Source organism: Hyphomicrobium sp. (genome assembly GCF_041659645.1).
Classification (GTDB): Bacteria; Pseudomonadota; Alphaproteobacteria; order Rhizobiales; family Hyphomicrobiaceae; genus Hyphomicrobium_B.
On sequence record NZ_JBAZXX010000005.1, the window covers coordinates 203,744 to 220,724 of the forward strand.

At 59.1% G+C, this 16,981-nt stretch carries 15 protein-coding genes; 13 read left to right on the forward strand and 2 right to left on the reverse strand.

The window, feature by feature from the left end:
- The first annotated feature begins 5 nt into the window (after nt 1–5).
- From WC811_RS18900 to WC811_RS18930, 7 genes are read left to right on the forward strand one after another with little or no spacing between them, the layout of a single operon-like run.
- A complete protein-coding gene (locus WC811_RS18900; protein ID WP_372646970.1) occupies nt 6–797 on the forward strand; it encodes an urease accessory protein UreD in 792 nt (263 codons plus the stop codon).
- Between the two features lie 14 nt (nt 798–811).
- Nucleotides 812–1,438, forward strand: coding sequence for an urease subunit gamma (locus tag WC811_RS18905; RefSeq protein WP_372646971.1), 627 nt, complete (start codon nt 812–814; stop codon nt 1,436–1,438).
- On the forward strand, nt 1,438–3,147 hold the full coding sequence (ureC, locus tag WC811_RS18910) for an urease subunit alpha (protein ID WP_372646972.1): 1,710 nt from the start codon (nt 1,438–1,440) through the stop codon (nt 3,145–3,147). Before WC811_RS18905 ends, ureC begins: the two co-directional genes overlap by 1 nt.
- A gap of 8 nt (nt 3,148–3,155) precedes the next feature.
- Nucleotides 3,156–3,635, forward strand: a complete 480-nt coding sequence (gene ureE, locus WC811_RS18915) for an urease accessory protein UreE (protein WP_372646973.1) — start codon at nt 3,156–3,158, stop codon at nt 3,633–3,635.
- On the forward strand, nt 3,547–4,404 hold the full coding sequence (locus WC811_RS18920; protein WP_372646974.1) for an urease accessory protein UreF: 858 nt from the start codon (nt 3,547–3,549) through the stop codon (nt 4,402–4,404). The genes ureE and WC811_RS18920 overlap by 89 nt, the downstream gene beginning before the upstream one ends.
- Nucleotides 4,401–5,048, forward strand: a complete 648-nt coding sequence (gene ureG, locus WC811_RS18925) for an urease accessory protein UreG (protein ID WP_372646975.1) — start codon at nt 4,401–4,403, stop codon at nt 5,046–5,048. The genes WC811_RS18920 and ureG overlap by 4 nt, the downstream gene beginning before the upstream one ends.
- A 1-nt stretch (nt 5,049) precedes the next feature.
- Nucleotides 5,050–6,114 carry a HoxN/HupN/NixA family nickel/cobalt transporter gene (locus WC811_RS18930; RefSeq protein WP_372646976.1) on the forward strand — a complete coding sequence of 355 codons (1,065 nt, stop codon included), beginning with the start codon at nt 5,050–5,052 and terminating at the stop codon, nt 6,112–6,114.
- A gap of 59 nt (nt 6,115–6,173) precedes the next feature.
- Here the strand turns inward: WC811_RS18930 and WC811_RS18935 are convergent, their stop codons facing one another.
- Complete coding sequence (locus WC811_RS18935) at nt 6,174–7,091, reverse strand: response regulator (protein WP_372646978.1); 918 nt, start codon at nt 7,089–7,091, stop codon at nt 6,174–6,176.
- Entirely contained in the window at nt 7,084–10,464 is a 3,381-nt protein-coding gene (locus tag WC811_RS18940) for an ATP-binding protein (RefSeq protein WP_372646980.1), read from the reverse strand. Before WC811_RS18940 ends, WC811_RS18935 begins: the two co-directional genes overlap by 8 nt.
- 281 nt (nt 10,465–10,745) lie before the next feature.
- Here WC811_RS18940 and urtA point away from each other — a divergent pair, with 281 nt between their 5' ends.
- The 6 genes from urtA to fmdA all read left to right on the forward strand — a co-directional run bounded on the left by urtA (nt 10,746) and on the right by fmdA (nt 16,957).
- Nucleotides 10,746–12,005: an urea ABC transporter substrate-binding protein gene (gene urtA / locus WC811_RS18945; RefSeq protein ID WP_372646981.1), complete on the forward strand. Its 1,260-nt coding sequence runs from the start codon at nt 10,746–10,748 to the stop codon at nt 12,003–12,005.
- Between the two features lie 102 nt (nt 12,006–12,107).
- Nucleotides 12,108–13,034: an urea ABC transporter permease subunit UrtB gene (gene urtB, locus WC811_RS18950; RefSeq protein WP_372646982.1), complete on the forward strand. Its 927-nt coding sequence runs from the start codon at nt 12,108–12,110 to the stop codon at nt 13,032–13,034.
- Nucleotides 13,035–13,078: 44 nt separating this feature from the next.
- On the forward strand, nt 13,079–14,221 hold the full coding sequence (gene urtC / locus WC811_RS18955; protein WP_372646983.1) for an urea ABC transporter permease subunit UrtC: 1,143 nt from the start codon (nt 13,079–13,081) through the stop codon (nt 14,219–14,221).
- 9 nt (nt 14,222–14,230) lie between these two features.
- Complete coding sequence (gene urtD, locus WC811_RS18960) at nt 14,231–14,986, forward strand: urea ABC transporter ATP-binding protein UrtD (RefSeq protein ID WP_372646984.1); 756 nt, start codon at nt 14,231–14,233, stop codon at nt 14,984–14,986.
- Nucleotides 14,987–14,998: 12 nt separating this feature from the next.
- On the forward strand, nt 14,999–15,688 hold the full coding sequence (gene urtE, locus WC811_RS18965; RefSeq protein WP_372646985.1) for an urea ABC transporter ATP-binding subunit UrtE: 690 nt from the start codon (nt 14,999–15,001) through the stop codon (nt 15,686–15,688).
- A 39-nt stretch (nt 15,689–15,727) separates the two neighbouring features.
- Entirely contained in the window at nt 15,728–16,957 is a 1,230-nt protein-coding gene (gene fmdA / locus WC811_RS18970) for a formamidase (RefSeq protein ID WP_372646987.1), read from the forward strand.
- The last annotated feature ends 24 nt before the right edge of the window (nt 16,958–16,981 follow it).

The window sequence follows — 16,981 nt, forward strand, 5'->3', positions numbered from 1 at the left end:
CTTACGTGCGTGCACGCGCCGAAGTTCGCGGTGTGTTCGAGCGTGCGGGACGCAAGACGCGGCTGATCGATACCTTCGAGACCGGCGGCCTGCGCCTTAGAATTCCGAATTCCGATGACCGTTGTGAAGCGGTCGTGCTGAATACGGCGGGCGGCTTGGCGGGCGGCGATGAAGCGCATCTTTCGTTCGCGCTGGGCCGCAAGTCCAACGTCTGCCTGACGACGCAATCGGCCGAGAAAATTTATCGAGCCGATGATAAGCCTGCGGTGGTCGCGGCGAAGATCGATGTCGGCGACGGCGCGAACCTCCTCTGGATGCCGCAAGAGACGATCCTGTTCAACGGCAGCGGATTGAGCCGCTCGCTTCATATCGACATGAGCGAAAGCGCGTCGGTCATTGCCGTTGAGATCACGGTGTTTGGGCGGGTCGCACGCGGAGAGCGATTGGGTGCCGGTGTGTTTCGCGATCGCTGGCGCATTCGTCGTGGCGGTTCGTTGGTATTTGCCGACGATGTCCGGCTCGAAGGCGAGATTTCGGATATCGTGCAGAAGGCAGCGGTCGGGAATGGCGTCTGCGCTATCGCGACGCTCGTTTATTTGTCTTCGAAAGCCGAAAAGAGCCTGCAATCCGTGCGCACCGTTCTCGATGCGAAGGTGATCGATGGCGGAGCAAGCGCGTGGAACGGCATGCTTGTCGTGCGATTTGCAGCGCGTGAGCCATTGGACGTTCGAAATGCGGTTGCGGAGGTCTTGCGGCGCTTGTCGCGAGCCGCGTTGCCAAGAGTCTGGTCGATTTAGCATAGAGGATCGAGATGCTGCTAACGCCTCGCGAGAAAGATAAACTGTTCATTGCGATGGCCGCGAATGTCGCGAGACGGCGGCTGGAGCGCGGCGTCAAGCTCAACTACCCGGAGGCCATCGCTCTCATCACCGATGCCGTCGTCGAGGGCGCACGAGATGGGAAGTCCGTCGCCGAGTTGATGCAACTTGGTGCGCGCGTGCTTTCGCCCGATCAAGTGATGGACGGCATCGCCGGAATGATTCACGACGTGCAGGTCGAAGCAACATTTCCCGACGGCACTAAGCTCGTCACGGTTCATGAGCCGATCAGGGGCGTCAGCCGGACGCCGACGGTGGTGGCGGGCGAATTCATCACACCGGATGGCGACATCGAACTCAATGCAGGTGCGCCGACGGTGACGCTCAAAGTTGCGAACACGGGTGACCGTCCGATCCAAGTGGGTAGCCACTACCACTTTTTCGAAACCAATCCGGCGCTCGAATTCGAACGCGAGAAGGCGCGCGGCATGCGTCTCGATATTGCAGCGGGAACGGCGGTGCGGTTCGAGCCGGGCCAGACGCGGGACGTGACGCTGGTACCGTATTCGGGCAGCCGCACTGTTTATGGATTCCGCCAAGACGTGATGGGAAAACTCTGATGGCCAGCCGGATTTCTCGCGCCGCTTACGCCGACATGTTCGGCCCGACGACTGGCGACAAGGTTCGCTTGGCCGACACGTCGCTCATCGTCGAGGTCGAGAAGGATTTCACGATCTATGGCGAAGAGGTGAAGTTCGGCGGCGGCAAGGTTATTCGCGATGGCATGGGCCAATCGCAGGTGTCGCGTGCGGATGGCGCCGTCGATACCGTCATCACAAACGCCTTGATCGTCGATCACTGGGGCATCGTCAAAGCCGATATCGGATTGAAAGACGGCCTGATCGCGGGGATCGGCAAAGCGGGCAATCCCGATGTGCAGCCGGGCGTGACGATCATCGTCGGGCCGGGCACGGAGGTCATCGCAGGCGAAGGCAAGATCGTTACGGCGGGTGCGTTCGATACGCACATTCATTTCATTTGCCCGCAACAGATCGACGAAGCTCTAGCCGCAGGCATCACGTCGATGCTCGGCGGCGGCACCGGGCCGGCGACCGGCACGAACGCGACGACGTGTACGCCGGGGCCTTGGCATCTCCAGCGCATGATCGAAGCGGCCGACGCATTTCCGATGAACCTCGGCTTCGCGGGTAAAGGCAATGCGTCGTTGCCGACAGCATTGGTGGAGCAAGTCGAAGCCGGAGCTTGCGCGCTGAAGCTACATGAAGACTGGGGGACGACGCCCGCCGCGATCGACTGCTGCTTATCCGTTGCCGATCAGCACGATGTTCAGGTGATGATCCATTCGGATACGCTGAACGAAAGCGGGTTCGTCGAGGATACGATTGCGGCGTTCAAGGGCCGCACGATCCACGCATTCCATACCGAGGGTGCGGGTGGCGGACACGCGCCGGACATCATGAAGATCGCCGGTTTTTCTAATGTCTTGCCGTCGTCGACCAACCCGACGAAGCCGTTCACTGTGAATACGCTCGACGAACACCTCGACATGCTGATGGTCTGCCATCATCTCGATTCATCGATCCCGGAAGATCTGGCGTTCGCGGAAAGCCGCATTCGCAAGGAGACGATTGCAGCCGAGGATATTCTCCACGATCTCGGCGCGCTCTCGATGATGTCGTCAGACAGTCAGGCCATGGGCCGTATCGGCGAGGTGATCATTCGCACGTGGCAAACGGCCGACAAGATGAAGAAGCAGCGTGGTTCGCTTCCGGGCGATGGCGATAACGATAATCAACGGGCGAAGCGCTATATCGCGAAGTACACCATCAATCCGGCAATCGCGCATGGCGTCTCGCGGCACATCGGCTCGGTGGAAGTCGGGAAGCTCGCGGATCTCGTGGTCTGGTCGCCCGCGTTCTTCGGCGTGAAGCCCGATCTCGTCCTGAAGGCCGGATCGATTGCACTGGCGGCCATGGGTGATCCGAATGCTTCGATCCCGACGCCGCAGCCGGTTCATTACCGTCCGATGTTCGCGGCATTCGGAAAGTCGTTGACGCAAAGCTCGCTGATCTTCGTTTCGCAGACGTCTCTCGACAAAGGATTAGGGGATCGGCTCAAGGTCGAGAAGAAGATGGTAGCGGTTGAAAATGTGCGCGGCGGGATATCGAAGGCAAGTATGATTCACAACGGCGCGACGCCGCATATCGAGATCGACAGCGAAACTTATCGGGTGACGGCGGAGGGCGAGCTTCTTGTCTGCGAGCCGGCCAAAGAACTGCCGATGGCGCAGCGATATTTTCTTTTCTGAGGCGACGGATGCTTCGAGCAACAGTATGTGAGCCGCGGGGTGCGCGTCACGGATTGATCGACGACGAGGTTACCCTCGATTTCGATAACCGGCATCGGCGGCGCCTCGCCATGACGGGCGCGGGCGGTCTTGAATTCCTTCTCGACTTGCCGCGCGCACGCCGGATCAAGCAGGGCGATACGCTGCTACTGGAGGACGGGAGGCGGGTCCGTGTTGTCGCCGCAAAGGAGCCGCTTGCGGAAATTAACGCGCCGACGGATGCAGATCTCGTGCGGATCGCGTGGCATCTTGGCAATCGCCATCTGCCGGTCATGCTATTGCCGGGTCGTATTCTGATCCGTCGCGATCACGTCATCGAGGACATGGTTCGGCTGCTGGGGGCGTCCGTCAAGTTGATCGATGCGCCATTCGATCCGGAGGACGGGGCTTACGCTGGCGCCGGCCGCCATCATCACCACGATGACGAACAAGATCACGATCATGGATGATGAATCGGAAGATGTGAAGGACGAGCGGCTTGGCCGTTCGATTTCGGCTAGCGTGCGGGGCGAAGCCAATCCGGAAGAAGCTGAGGTGCGCTCGGCGGATGCGGCGGCGCGGCTGTTGATCTGGCTGTCGCCAGCGTTTCCGGTTGGGAGTTTCGCGTTTAGCCATGGGCTGGAATGGGCCGTCCATGCCGGGCACGTTCACGACGTTGCGACAGTGATCTCTTGGCTCGACGCTCTTTTGGAGCATGGCGCGCCGCGTAACGATGCGATCTTCGCGATCTACGCGTGGCGTGCGACGACGTCACGCGATGCGCATGGTCTTCGCGAGGTTAATGCATTGGCACTCGCCACGGCGGGGTCGAGGGAACGGCATTTGGAGACGACCGCACAAGGCAATGCGTTTGTCGCGATCATTCGGCAAGCGTGGCGCGAACCGACGTTCGATTGGGGAGTGGATGCGTTGCAAGGCGACGTTGCGTATCCCGTTGCAGTCGGATTGACGTGCGCCGCGCATGGCGTCTCATCGAGAGATATGCTGCGATCGTACGTACTGGCTCAGGTGCAGAATCTCGTGTCGGCGATTATCCGCTTAAGCGTCATCGGGCACACCGATGGGCAGCGCGCGATCGCCGCGCTTCTTCCTGGGGTTGGAAGACTGGCCCTGTCGACAGAAGCTGCTACTCTCGACGATATCGGCGGCGCGGCGTTTCAATCGGACATCGCTTCGCTTCGGCACGAAACGCAATATTCAAGGCTTTTTCGCTCATGACGAATTCGGATCACGGTCCTCTGCGCGTCGGGATTGGCGGCCCGGTCGGAGCTGGAAAGACGGCGTTGATGGAAGCACTGTGCAAGCGCTTTCGCTCCACTCTCGATATCATTGCAATCACGAACGACATCTACACCAAGGAAGACGCGTTGATCCTGACGCGCGCAGGCGCGTTGCCTGCCGAGCGTATCATGGGCGTTGAGACAGGCGGTTGTCCGCACACGGCGATACGAGAGGATTGCTCGCTCAATCTGATGGCGATTGCGGAAATGCGCGGCAAGTTTCCGAATGCCGATCTTGTGCTGATCGAGTCGGGAGGCGATAATCTGGCGGCGACATTTTCTCCGGAACTTGCCGACATTACGATCTATGTCATCGACGTCGCGCAGGGCGAGAAAATCCCGCGCAAGGGTGGACCGGGCATCACGCGGTCCGATCTTCTCGTCATCAACAAAATTGATCTTGCGCCCTATGTCGGAGCCAACCTTGCCGTCATGGAGCGGGATACGAAGCGGATGCGCGGCGAACGTCCATACGTGTTTACGAACATCAAGGATGGCAAGGGTACTGAAGACGTGGTGCAGTTCCTGATTCGCGCCGGCGGGCTCGATGCGGGAAAATCATCAGCTTCGGTGGGGATGTGACATGCTTGCAAATCCTTTCGACGACCGACCTACCGACGGCAAAGCGAAATCAGTGACGATGTACGCGTTGCTGATTGCGGCGAACATCGGCGCCTGGGCATGGGCATTCGTTGCTTTTTCCGACCGCCCCACTCTGATGGGCACGGCCATTCTGGCTTATGTATTCGGGCTTCGGCATGCGTTCGACGCCGACCATATTGCGGCCATCGATAACGTCGTCCGAAAGTTGATGCGAGACGGCAAGCAGCCCTATTCGGTCGGTTTTTTCTTTTCGCTCGGGCACTCGAGCATTGTCATTGTCGCGTCGATCGTTATTGCGGCGACGGCCGCCGCCATGCAGGGAACGCTTGAACAGTTTCACGATATCGGCGGCGTGATCGGAACAACGGTGTCGGCTGTATTCCTTCTTGTTATCGGCATCATCAATCTTTTCATTCTGAGGGATGTCTGGGCGGCTTTTCGCCGGGCAAGGCGCGGTGAAAAGATTGCGGACGCAGACCTCGATGCTTTGCTTGCTGGAAGCGGCGTATTCTCGCGCTTTCTACGACCGCTGTTTCAGGTCGTATCGCGGTCGTGGCACATGTATCCGGTCGGCTTCCTGTTCGGCCTCGGTTTCGATACCGCCACGGAAATCGGTCTTCTCGGGATATCGGCGGCACAAGCAGCTCAGGGAATGTCGTTCTGGACGATCCTGGTTTTCCCGGCCCTGTTTACGGCCGGCATGTCGCTGATGGATACATTGGATAGCGTGCTGATGACGCGAGCTTATGGCTGGGCGTTCGTCAATCCGATCCGAAAGCTCTGGTACAATCTAACGATCACGTCGGCTTCGGTTGTCGTTGCGATCTTTATCGGCGGCATCGAAGCGTTGGGCTTGATCGGCGACAAGCTCGGCTTGACGGAAGGTTTCTGGGCTTTCGTCAGCGCGTTGAACGACAATCTGGCGAACTTCGGATTTGCGGTCGTCGGCATCTTCATCGCAAGCTGGGCCATATCGACGATCGTATATCGTGTGATGGGCGTCGATGCGCTCGAGGCCAAGTCAGGCGAAAGCGCGGCGCAGTAGCCGCGGGATTGAATGCGGTACGCTGGGGCTCAACGTTATGCGCGGCATTCTCATTGCTCTTAGGGCAGGTGCCGGACAGCGATTGCGGCTGCGGCCGCGCGATTTTCAACGCCGAGCTTAACGTAGATCTGCTCAAGATGTTTGTTCACGGTGCGCGGACTCATGCCGAGGATCTGGCCGATGTCGCGGTTGGATTTGCCGCGCGCTATCCAAAGCAAGACTTCTGCTTCGCGCGTCGTCAGCCCCAATCTCTCCTTTAGGAACCCCGCGTCGCCCGACGAACTTTCTTCCGCGACGCGTAAGAGCCGCTCGTCTCCGGTCATGCGCCCGATAAATGAAAGGCTGAGCATTTTTTGCTCGGGTCCAATGGTCAGGGTGCTGGTGAGCTGGTCTATGCCGCTCTCGGTCCGGGCAGCGAGCCATTTCACGACGACCGGTGGAAACGTGAAGTTCCGGTCGTCGAAGTCTTCGAAGACGGTGGCGAGAAGTTTGCTAGCCTGCGGCGTGGACCACAAGACGCGACCCAACGAGTCCGTTGCAAAGAGGTAGCGGCCGGTCGTGTCGAGCGCGGCGCGGGCGCTTCTCGAAAGCCTGGCATTGCCGATGTGGACGCGAATACGAGCCAGGAGCTCTTCGATGACGACGGGCTTGGTCACGTAGTCGACGCCGCCAGCTTCGAGGCCTTCGACAATACGGTCGGTGTCCCTGAGGCCCGTCATGAAAATGATCGGCACGTCCGCGAGCGTCGGTAGCCTTTTCATGCGCCTGCAGGTTTCGAAGCCGTCCATGTTCGGCATGACGGCGTCGAGCAGAATGATATCCGGAACTATCCGTGTGACGGTGGTCATTGCGCTTTCACCGTCGGTCGCAATTAGGACGAGGGCGCCAATCTGCTCCAATGCGGCCGTAAGCATTGCGAGAGTGTCGGGACTATCGTCAACGACCAGTACGACCGTTCTCGCCTCGGCCTCACTCATCGGCGTGCTCGGGCTCGACCGGCCGTTCGAGGAGCGCCATGAAACCGCGGAGATCGAAGGCGCGGATGCGTTCGCGCGCTGCGGCAATGAAGATGCTGGAGCCGTCTCCGGCGGCCTCCAGATCGTCAAGCTTGGACTCGATGCCGGATACGAAACCGATTTCCCCAAGGCTCGTGAGCTCCTCGATATGTCTTGCGGCTGGCAGGGTGGCGTCGCGGATTGGCAACGGTGAGACGGTGTACTCCGGGGCGTTGTTCGACGTCACGACGCGGAGGTTCAGCAATTTGCGAATGAGACCGAGCAGTTTTTGCATATCGACGGGTTTCGATAACGCGCCGTCGTGATCGGGTGGATCGTTGATCATCAGTGGCTGTTCGCCGATGTTGGCTGACATCATCAGCACCGGCGCGGTGTGGCCAGTCTCGCGTAGGTGCCGGGCGACGTCCCAGCCGCGCATCCCTGGCATCGAGATGTCGAGAATGAAAAGGTCGGGCGCACATTCTTCCGCAATGGTGAGGGCAGACGGGCCGTCCGGCGCGGAGATGACGGAAAATCCGATCGGCTCCAGCACTTCGCGGATCAATTCGCGATGGTCGCTGTCGTCGTCGACGACCAAGATCAGCTTGCGCTTGCCGAGATAGCCGACGATGCGTTCTTGCAGCTTTGGAAGTGGCCGCGCATCCGCGACGTGCGCCAGCATGAGCTTTATCCGGAACGAACTGCCCATACCGGGAATGCTCTTCACCGAAATTTCTCCGCCCATGATCTCGACGAGCAATTTCGTGATCGTGAGACCCAAGCCCATCCCGGGCAGCAGTTTCGCGCGCATGATCTCGCCGCGCTCGAATGGTTCGAAAACGCGTTCGATGTCGCCGGGCATAATGCCGATGCCGGTGTCTTCGATTTCGAATTCCGCGACCTGACTGCGATAGGCGACGCGAAGCGCGACGCGGCCCGTGTCCGTGAATTTGACCGCATTCGAGAGGAGATTGATCAAGACCTGCCGAAGACGCTTTTCGTCGGTGCGGACGACGGGCGGTAGCGATGTCGCTCCTTCAAAGACGAATTCAATCCCCTTGGAATTGGCCTGCAGGCGAAACATATCCGCGAGTTGATCAAGGAATTCGCGAATGCGGACCTCGCTCAGAGAGAGTTCGAGCCGTCCCGCCTCGACCTTCGAGATGTCGAGCAGGCCGTCGATCAAGCCGGAGAGGTGCTCGGCGCTGCGGCGGATGACGCGGACACCCTTGTGGGCCTTGGCGTGCAATGCATTGTCGACGTCGAGAAGCTGGGCGTAGCCGAGCACGGCATTGAGCGGGGTGCGAAGCTCATGGTTGATGGCAACGACGTACCGGCTTTTCGCGAGGTTTGCGGCTTCGGCCACTTCCTTGGCCTTATGAAGCGCACGGTCGGTGCGTTTGTGGGCTTCGATTTCGCGCGTCAGCAGTGTCGTTTGGCGCGCGGATTCGTCCTGCGCGATCTTGCGGCTCTCCTGTGCCAGCACAAACAGCCAACTGGCGACGCCGGCGATAATCGCGAGGATGAGGAACGTGGCCCAGAGGGTGCCGGCAATTGCGCTCGCGTCGTGGGGAACGGCGGTCGTTGCGAGGTAATGGACGAGAAGCAGGACCAAGCCGAGTATGCTGCAGAAGAGGGTGAAGACACCGAAGAAATGGCCGGTGCGCGAGTTGAGGCCCGTCACCAGATGTCGGGGCAGGGCGGCGCGCAGGAGGTTGACGAGTTGCACCTGGAAGCGGCCGTGTGGTTTGCAGCCGTCGCGACAGCGGGCATCGATGGAACAGCAGAGCGAGCAGATGGGGCCTGAGTAGACGGGGCAGTGGGCCATGTCTTCAGGCTCGAACTCGTGTTCGCAGATGATGCAGCGGATCGACGACTTCTGATCCCATGCCGCCCTCGGCTTACGTGCGAGATAATATTTTCCTTTGGTCGCATACGCGATGATCGGCGCGGTTATGAGGGCGACGACCAACGCGACGAGCGACGCGAGCGATTGGGCATAGATGCCGAAAGTTCCGCCGTAGGACAGTATGGCGGCGATCGTCGCGATCAGCATCGAGCCGACCCCGACCGGGTTGATGTCGTAGAGGTGGGCGCGCTTGAACTCGATCCGCTTCGGGCTGAGGCCCAGCGGCTTATTGATGCACAGATCGGCGACGATGGCGCCGAGCCACGCGACGGCGACCACGGAATAGAGCCCCAACGTGTGTTCGAGGGTTTTGTAAATTCCGGCCTGCATCAGCAGGAGTGCAATTGCGACGTTGAAAAACAGCCAGACGATGCGGCCGGGATGAGCATGCGTCAGCCGCGAAAAGAAGTTCGACCAAGCGATCGATCCGGCATAGGCGTTGGTGACGTTGATCTTCATCTGGCACAGCACGACAAAGGTGCCGGCGAGGGCGAGAGCGACTTGCGGCGATGTCGTCACGTAGCCGAAGGCCACCTGATACATTTGCATCGGTTCGCCCGCCTGCGCCAACGGAATGCCATTGCGCAGGCACAACACCGCCAGAAACGATCCGATCATGATTTTGATGGCGCCGGGAACGATCCAGCCGGGACCTGAAATCAGGAGCGCGGTCCACCACGCCAAACGGCCGGATTTCTCTTTCGGGGGCATGAAGCGCAGAATGTCGACCTGCTCACCGATTTGGGCGATCAGGGCGAAGACCACAGATCCAGCGGCGCCGACGCCAAGCAGGTTGAAGCTGGTGCCGGGAACGAGACTGCCTTGAAAGCCGACCCAGGCATCGAAATTCTCGCGATGCTGCAAAACGATGATGATCGGGGGAGTAAGCTGCAGCAGGATCCAGAAGGGTTGGGTCCAGAGGTGAAATCGGCTGATCCAGGTAATGCCGTGCGTAACGATTGGGATGACGACAACGGCGCTGATGATATAGCCCACCCACAGGGGAAAGCCGAAGCATACGCTTAGCGCCAGGGCCATGATGGCCGCTTCGATGGCGAAGAATATGAACGTGAACGACGCGTAGATGAGCGAGGTTATCGTCGAGCCGATGTATCCAAAGCCGGCACCGCGTGTCAGCAGGTCGATGTCGAGGCCGTCGCGGGCGGCGTAGTAGGCAATCGGCAGTCCAGTGAGGAAGATCAGCGTCGAGACGGCTAGCACGGCAACGAGGGCGTTTGAAAAGCCGTAGCTGATCGTGATGGCGCCGCCTATCGCCTCCAGCGCAAGGAAGGACACGGTTCCGAATGCAGTGTTGGCGACGCGCGCAGCCGTCCACCGGCGAGCCCGCTTTGCGGTGAAACGAAGCGCGTAATCTTCCAGCGTTTCGTTGGCGACCCACTGGTTATAGCTGCGGCGAACAGGAACGATCCGGAGCCGGTTAGTCATTCACTCAAACTGCCTCCCCCTTTGGTAACCATATTGCGTCGCAAAATTGTGGCTGCGGCTTATCCTATCTTCTGCCCGGTTCGATTTAAAACGATTTCAATCATGAGGTTGGCCTGCGGTGCTTCCGCGGATTCGCGCGCCCGGATTAAATCGCGCGCGTATGACCCTACGCAGCTGGTGCGACGCACCATATACGTTAACTGACGTATGTGCTGCGCCGCAAAATGCGGTTCCAATGTTCGAACGATGTCCGGGGTGGGCAGTTCGAACGGAGGATCTTGATGGCGACGGAAGATGAAGGACCTCAATCGCGGCTTCGGCGCGGCCTCCTGTTGGGTATGGCCGCGGCGCCGTTTGCGGGGCTCCTGCCGCGCGCAGCATTCGCAGACGTGCCGGCGACGTCGGCGATCAATACGACAGGCCTAGCCGTCACGGATACCGAAGTGACCGTCGGCATCCTGCATTCGGTTACCGGCACCATGGCGATCAGCGAGACGGGGTCGGTCGAGGCGGAGAAGCTCGCGATCCAGCAGATCAACGATGCCGGCGGCATTCTTGGCCGCAAGATCAAGATCATTCAGGAAGATGGCGCCAGCGATTGGCCGACATTTGCCGAAAAAGCCAAAAAACTTCTGGTCAACGACCACGTCGCGGCGATCTTCGGTTGCTGGACGTCGGCATCGCGCAAGGCAGTGCTGCCGGTTCTCGAGCAGTACAACGGCATGCTCTACTACCCGACCTTCTATGAAGGTCTCGAGCAGTCGAAGAACGTGATCTACACCGGCCAGGAGGCTACCCAGCAGATTCTGGCCAGCCTCGATTGGATCCACAAGACCAAGGGCGCCAAGACCTTCTTCATGATCGGTTCGGATTATATCTGGCCGCGCACGTCGAACAAGATTGCCCGCAAGCATATCGAAGGGCATCTGCAGGGTTGCAAGGTCGTCGGCGAGGAGTACTTCCCGCTCGGCGCGACGCAGTTCAACTCGGTCATCAACAAGATCAAGCTGAAGAAGCCCGACGTGATCTTCATGGACGTCGTCGGCGGATCGAACGTCGCCTTCTATAAGCAGCTCAAGGCGGCCGGCATCAACCTCGACAAGCAGTTGCTGCTAACGATTTCAGTTACGGAAGACGAGATCGACGGCATCGGCGGCGAGAACATTGCGGGCGCCTATGCTTCGATGAAGTATTTCGAGTCTCTCAAGAACCCGAACAACGAAGCGTTTGTCGCGGCATTCCACAAGATGTGGGGCGACAAGACGGTGATCGGCGACGTTACCCAGGCGGCGTATCTCGGTCCGAACCTGTGGAAACTGACGGCCGAGAAGGCCGGGTCGTTTGATGTCGACAAGATCGCGGCGGCTTCGCCTGGGATCGAGTTCAAGGGCGCTCCGGAAGGCTACGTCAAGATTCACCCGAACCACCATCTTTGGAGCCGATCGCGTATCGGCCTCGCGAAGACCGATGGTCAGTTTGAAGTCGTCTACGAGACGCCTGAGCTCATCGAGCCCAATCCGTTCCCGAAGGGCTACCAGTAAGGCCCTTCCGGCGGGCCCAATGGCCTGCATCGCCTGAGTGCTTCGCGCCGCTCGTAGTTTCGCGGCGCGAAGTCGTCAACGTCGGCAACTCCGGAGCGCGCAATGTTCGGCGATTACTCGTTCAGCGACCTCGGTTCGATCTTCGTGATGCAAGGCTTCGCGGGATTGATCCTGTTTTCGGTTTTTGTGCTCATGGCGCTCGGACTGGCCATTATCTTCGGCCAGATGGGCGTTATCAACATGGCGCATGGCGAGTTCATGATCCTCGGCGCCTACGTGACCTGGCTGACGTCGACGTTTTTCCACGATCATCTACCTGCGCTTTTCAGCATCTACTTTTTCATAGCCATGATCCTGGCGTTTATCGTGACCGGTGCGCTGGGGATGCTGGTCGAATGGGCGCTGATACGACACCTCTATAAGCGTCCGCTCGATACATTGCTGGCGACGTGGGGGCTCAGCCTCATCCTGCAGCAGGTTTACCGCACGGTGTTTGGTGCGCGTGAAGTCGGTGTCGAGCTGCCCGAGTGGATGATGGGTTCCTGGCAGGCCACCGACAGCATTCAGATTCCGATCAACGGCATGTTCGTGATGGCGTTGACGTTGCTCATCACGATTGCCGTTGCCTATATCCTCTACTTCTCCCGTTGGGGACGGCAGGTTCGCGCCGTCGTGCAGAACCGCGTCATGGCCGGCGCCGTCGGCATCAATACCGAGAAGGTCGACCGCTATACGTTCGGACTTGGCTGCGGAATTGCGGGTGTAGCCGGCAGCGCCTTCACCATGATCGGCTCGACAGGCCCGACGTCTGGCCAGCTCTATATCGTCGATACGTTCCTCGTCGTCGTGTTTGGCGGCGCGGCCAGCCTGCTTGGGACGATCGCATCGGCCTTTACGATCTCGCAGACACGCTCAACTCTCGAATTTTTCCTGTCGGGCTCGATGGCGCAGGTCATCACGCTCCTTGCGGTGGTCGGAATTCTCATGCTGCGGCCGCAGGGTCTGTTTGCCCTCAAGGTTCGCAAATGATCGCCGTCTCATCGCTCAGCAACCACGCGCGGGGAATACGATAAATGAACTCCAATCCTCGTTTTTTTAATCGTGCCGAGTTCTTGGGTCTGCTGGTTCTGGCACTGCTTCTCGTTGTGATCCTGCCGCTGGGCCTCGACAACTTCCGGCTCAACCTCGTCGCCAAGTATCTGACCTATTCTTTCGTCGCACTCGGACTGGTGTTGTGCTGGGGATACGGCGGCATTCTAAGCCTTGGTCAGGGCGTTTTTTTCGGCCTCGGCGGCTACTGCATGGCGATGTATCTCAAGCTCGAAGCATCGAGTATCGAGAACACGAAGATCCAGTCGACGCCCGGCATCCCGGACTTCATGGATTGGAATCAAATCACGTCGCTGCCGCTGCTCTGGCAGCCCTTCCATAGCCTGACCTTTGCCATTCTCGCGGTATTGTTCGTGCCCGCCATCTTCGCCTTCATCATCGGCGCGGCGATGTTTAAGCGCCGAGTCAGCGGCGTGTATTTCGCGATAATCACTCAGGCGATCGCGGCGATCATGACGATCTTGATCGTCGGTCAGCAAGGATATACCGGCGGCATCAACGGCATCACCGATCTACGCACGCTGATGGGTTGGGATATCCGCACCGACCACTCCAAGGTCGTACTCTACTTCGTCGAGGTCGCGTGCCTGTTTGCCTGCATCCTCATCGCTCTGTTCGTGAAGCACTCGAAGCTCGGCCGGATCATGGTCGCGATGAGGGAAAAAGAGGACCGGGTTCGGTTCTCCGGGTATAGCGTCGCGAACTTCAAGATTTTCTCTTTCTGCCTCGCGGCCGTGTTCGCGTCGATCGGCGGCGCCCTATTCACGCTCGAAGTCGGATTCATGTCGCCGTCGTTCGTCGGCATCGTGCCCTCCATCGAGATGGTGATCTACGCCGCCGTCGGCGGGCGCTTGTCGATCTTCGGCGCGGTCTACGGAACGCTGCTTGTCAACTATGCCAAGACCAGCTTGTCGGAATCATTCCCGGAACTCTGGCAGCTCGCCTTCGGTGCGCTTTTCATCGCGGTCGTCATGTTGCTTCCGAACGGGCTTGGCGGAGCGTGGCGGGATTACGTACAGCCTCACGTCGATCGCATCCTCGCGGGCCGGAAGAGCAAATCCGTATCGGTCCGCGGCGTGCTCATCGACGGCGCTCCGGCAGAATAGGAGAACGACATGGAGATCGGTACGCAACCTAAAGAGTTTCTCCTCGCCGTCAGCGGACTGACGGTGTCCTTCGACGGATTTAAGGCCGTCAATGATTTGTCGTTTTACCTCGACCCGGACGAAATCCGCGTGATCATCGGTCCGAACGGGGCGGGCAAGACCACGGTGCTCGATTTGATATGCGGGAAGACGAAGGCCACCTCAGGCTCAATCGAGTTTCGCGGCAAGGAGCTTACGAAGCTTACGGAAAACGCGATCGTGCAAGCGGGCGTCGGGCGCAAATTTCAAACGCCATCGATCTATGACGACCTCACGGTGTTCGAGAATCTCGAAATTTCCTATCCGCGAGGCCGGACGGTGTTCGGCGCGCTGACGTTCAAGCGCGACGCGGCCGTTCGCGAGCGTGTCGAGGAAATCGCCGAGATGATCTTCCTTAAAGACAAACTTGAGACGAGCGCGGAACTGCTCAGTCATGGCCAGAAGCAATGGCTCGAGATCGGCATGTTGCTGATCCAGGATCCAGAACTCTTGATGCTCGACGAGCCGGTGGCCGGCATGAGCGTCAGCGAGCGCATGAAGACCGCGGAACTGCTGCACACGATCATCAAAGGTCGTTCGGTTCTTGTGATCGAGCACGACATGAAGTTCGTCGAGGACATCGCGCACAAGGTGATCGTTCTGCACCAAGGCAAAATTCTCTCCGAAGGATCGATGGAAACGGTCAAGAACGACCCCAAGGTCATCGAAGTTTATCTCGGCCACTAGGAGGGCGAACGGATGCTGAATATCGCGGATTTTCACGTCGCCTACGGCCAAAGCGAAGTTCTGCACGGGCTCAACCTATCGGTCGCGAAGAATGAGATCGTCGCGATCATGGGCCGCAACGGTATGGGCAAGACGACGCTGATGAAGGCGTTGATGGGCATTCTGCCGACCAAGTCGGGGTCGGTGACGATGAACGGCACGGATATCACCAAGTTCAAAAGTTATGATCGGGTCGCTCAGGGTCTTGCGTACGTTCCGCAAGGGCGAATGATTTTTTCGACCATGACGGTCAAGGAGAACATCGAGACGGGACTTGTCGCGCACGGCGACAAAGCCGTTTCGACGGACATTTACGAGTTGTTCCCAGTTCTTCTGGAAATGAAGGACAGGCGTGGGGGCAATCTATCAGGCGGCCAGCAGCAGCAGCTCGCGATCGCGCGCGCGCTTGCAACCAAGCCGAAGGTTCTGCTGCTCGACGAACCGACGGAAGGCATCCAGCCGTCAATCATCCGCGAAATGGCACGCACATTGAGACGTGTTCGCGACGAGCGCGGACTTTCGATCGTCGTGTCGGAACAGGTGTTGAGCTTCGCGCTCGACGTCGCCGACCGAGTTCTGGTCGTCGAGAATGGGGAAATCGTCCACGACGAACCGCGCGCCGCGATCGATGAAGCCAAGGTTTCGAAATATCTCTCAGTCTGAATTCGAATTCCGTATCCGAAACGAGAAGGGGCAGTTGGAATGACCGAAACGCTCATAAAAGTAGACCTATCGAAGTCCGCGTATGAGAACGATATGGTCCATAACCGTTGGCATCCGGACATTCCGATTGTCGCCTGGACCGAACCCGGCGACGACTTCATTATCGAGACCTACGATTGGACGGGCGGCTTCATCAAGAACAACGATGATGCTTCGGACGTTCGCGATATCGATCTCACGATCGTCCACTTCCTTTCGGGGCCGGTGGGCGTCAAGGGCGCGGAGCCTGGCGATCTGCTCGTGGTCGAGATCCTCGATATCGGCGCAAAGCCCGAGAGCAATTGGGGCTTCAACGGCTTTTTCTCGAAGAATAACGGCGGCGGTTTCCTGACGGAACATTATCCGTCGGCACAGAAGTCGATCTGGGAGTTTGAGGGCATGTTCACGAAGTCGCGCCATATTCCGGGCGTGCGCTTTCCGGGGCTCATCCATCCGGGCCTGATCGGCTGCTTGCCGGACCCTAATCTGCTGAAGACGTGGAACGACCGCGAAATTCCATTCGTCGAGGCGCACAAGGACGCCGTGCCGCCAGTCGGAACCGTGCCGTTCGCGCCGACCGCGCACATGGGCCGCCTCAAGGGCGATGCAAAGGATAAGGCCGCGGCGGAAGCCGTGCGCACCGTTCCGCCGCGCGAGCATGGCGGCAACTGCGATATCAAGGATCTGTCGCGAGGCTCGAAGGTCTTCTTCCCCGTCTACGTTCCGGGCGGCGGTCTTTCGATGGGCGATCTTCACTTCAGCCAGGGCGACGGCGAGATCACGTTCTGCGGCGCCATCGAAATGGCCGGCTGGCTGCATCTCAAAGTCGACATCATCAAAGATGGCATGTCGAAGTACGGTATCAAGAATCCGATCTTCAAGCCGTCGGTGATTACGCCGAAGTACGACGACTATCTCATCTTCGAAGGCATTTCTGTCGACGAAGAGGGCAAGCAGCACTATCTCGATGTGCATGTTGCGTACCGGCAGGCCTGCCTCAACGCCATCGAATATCTAAAGAAGTTCGGCTACTCGGGCGCCCAGGCCTATTCGATCCTCGGCACTGCTCCGGTGCAAGGGCACATTTCCGGCGTCGTCGATATTCCCAACGCCTGCGCGACGCTGTGGCTGCCGACCAAGATTTTCGAATTCGACATCAATCCGTCTGCCGCCGGCCCGACGAAATACATCGACGGTTCGATCCAGATGCCGATTGCGCTCGACCTGTAAGACATTTGCGAAGTTCACGCGTTT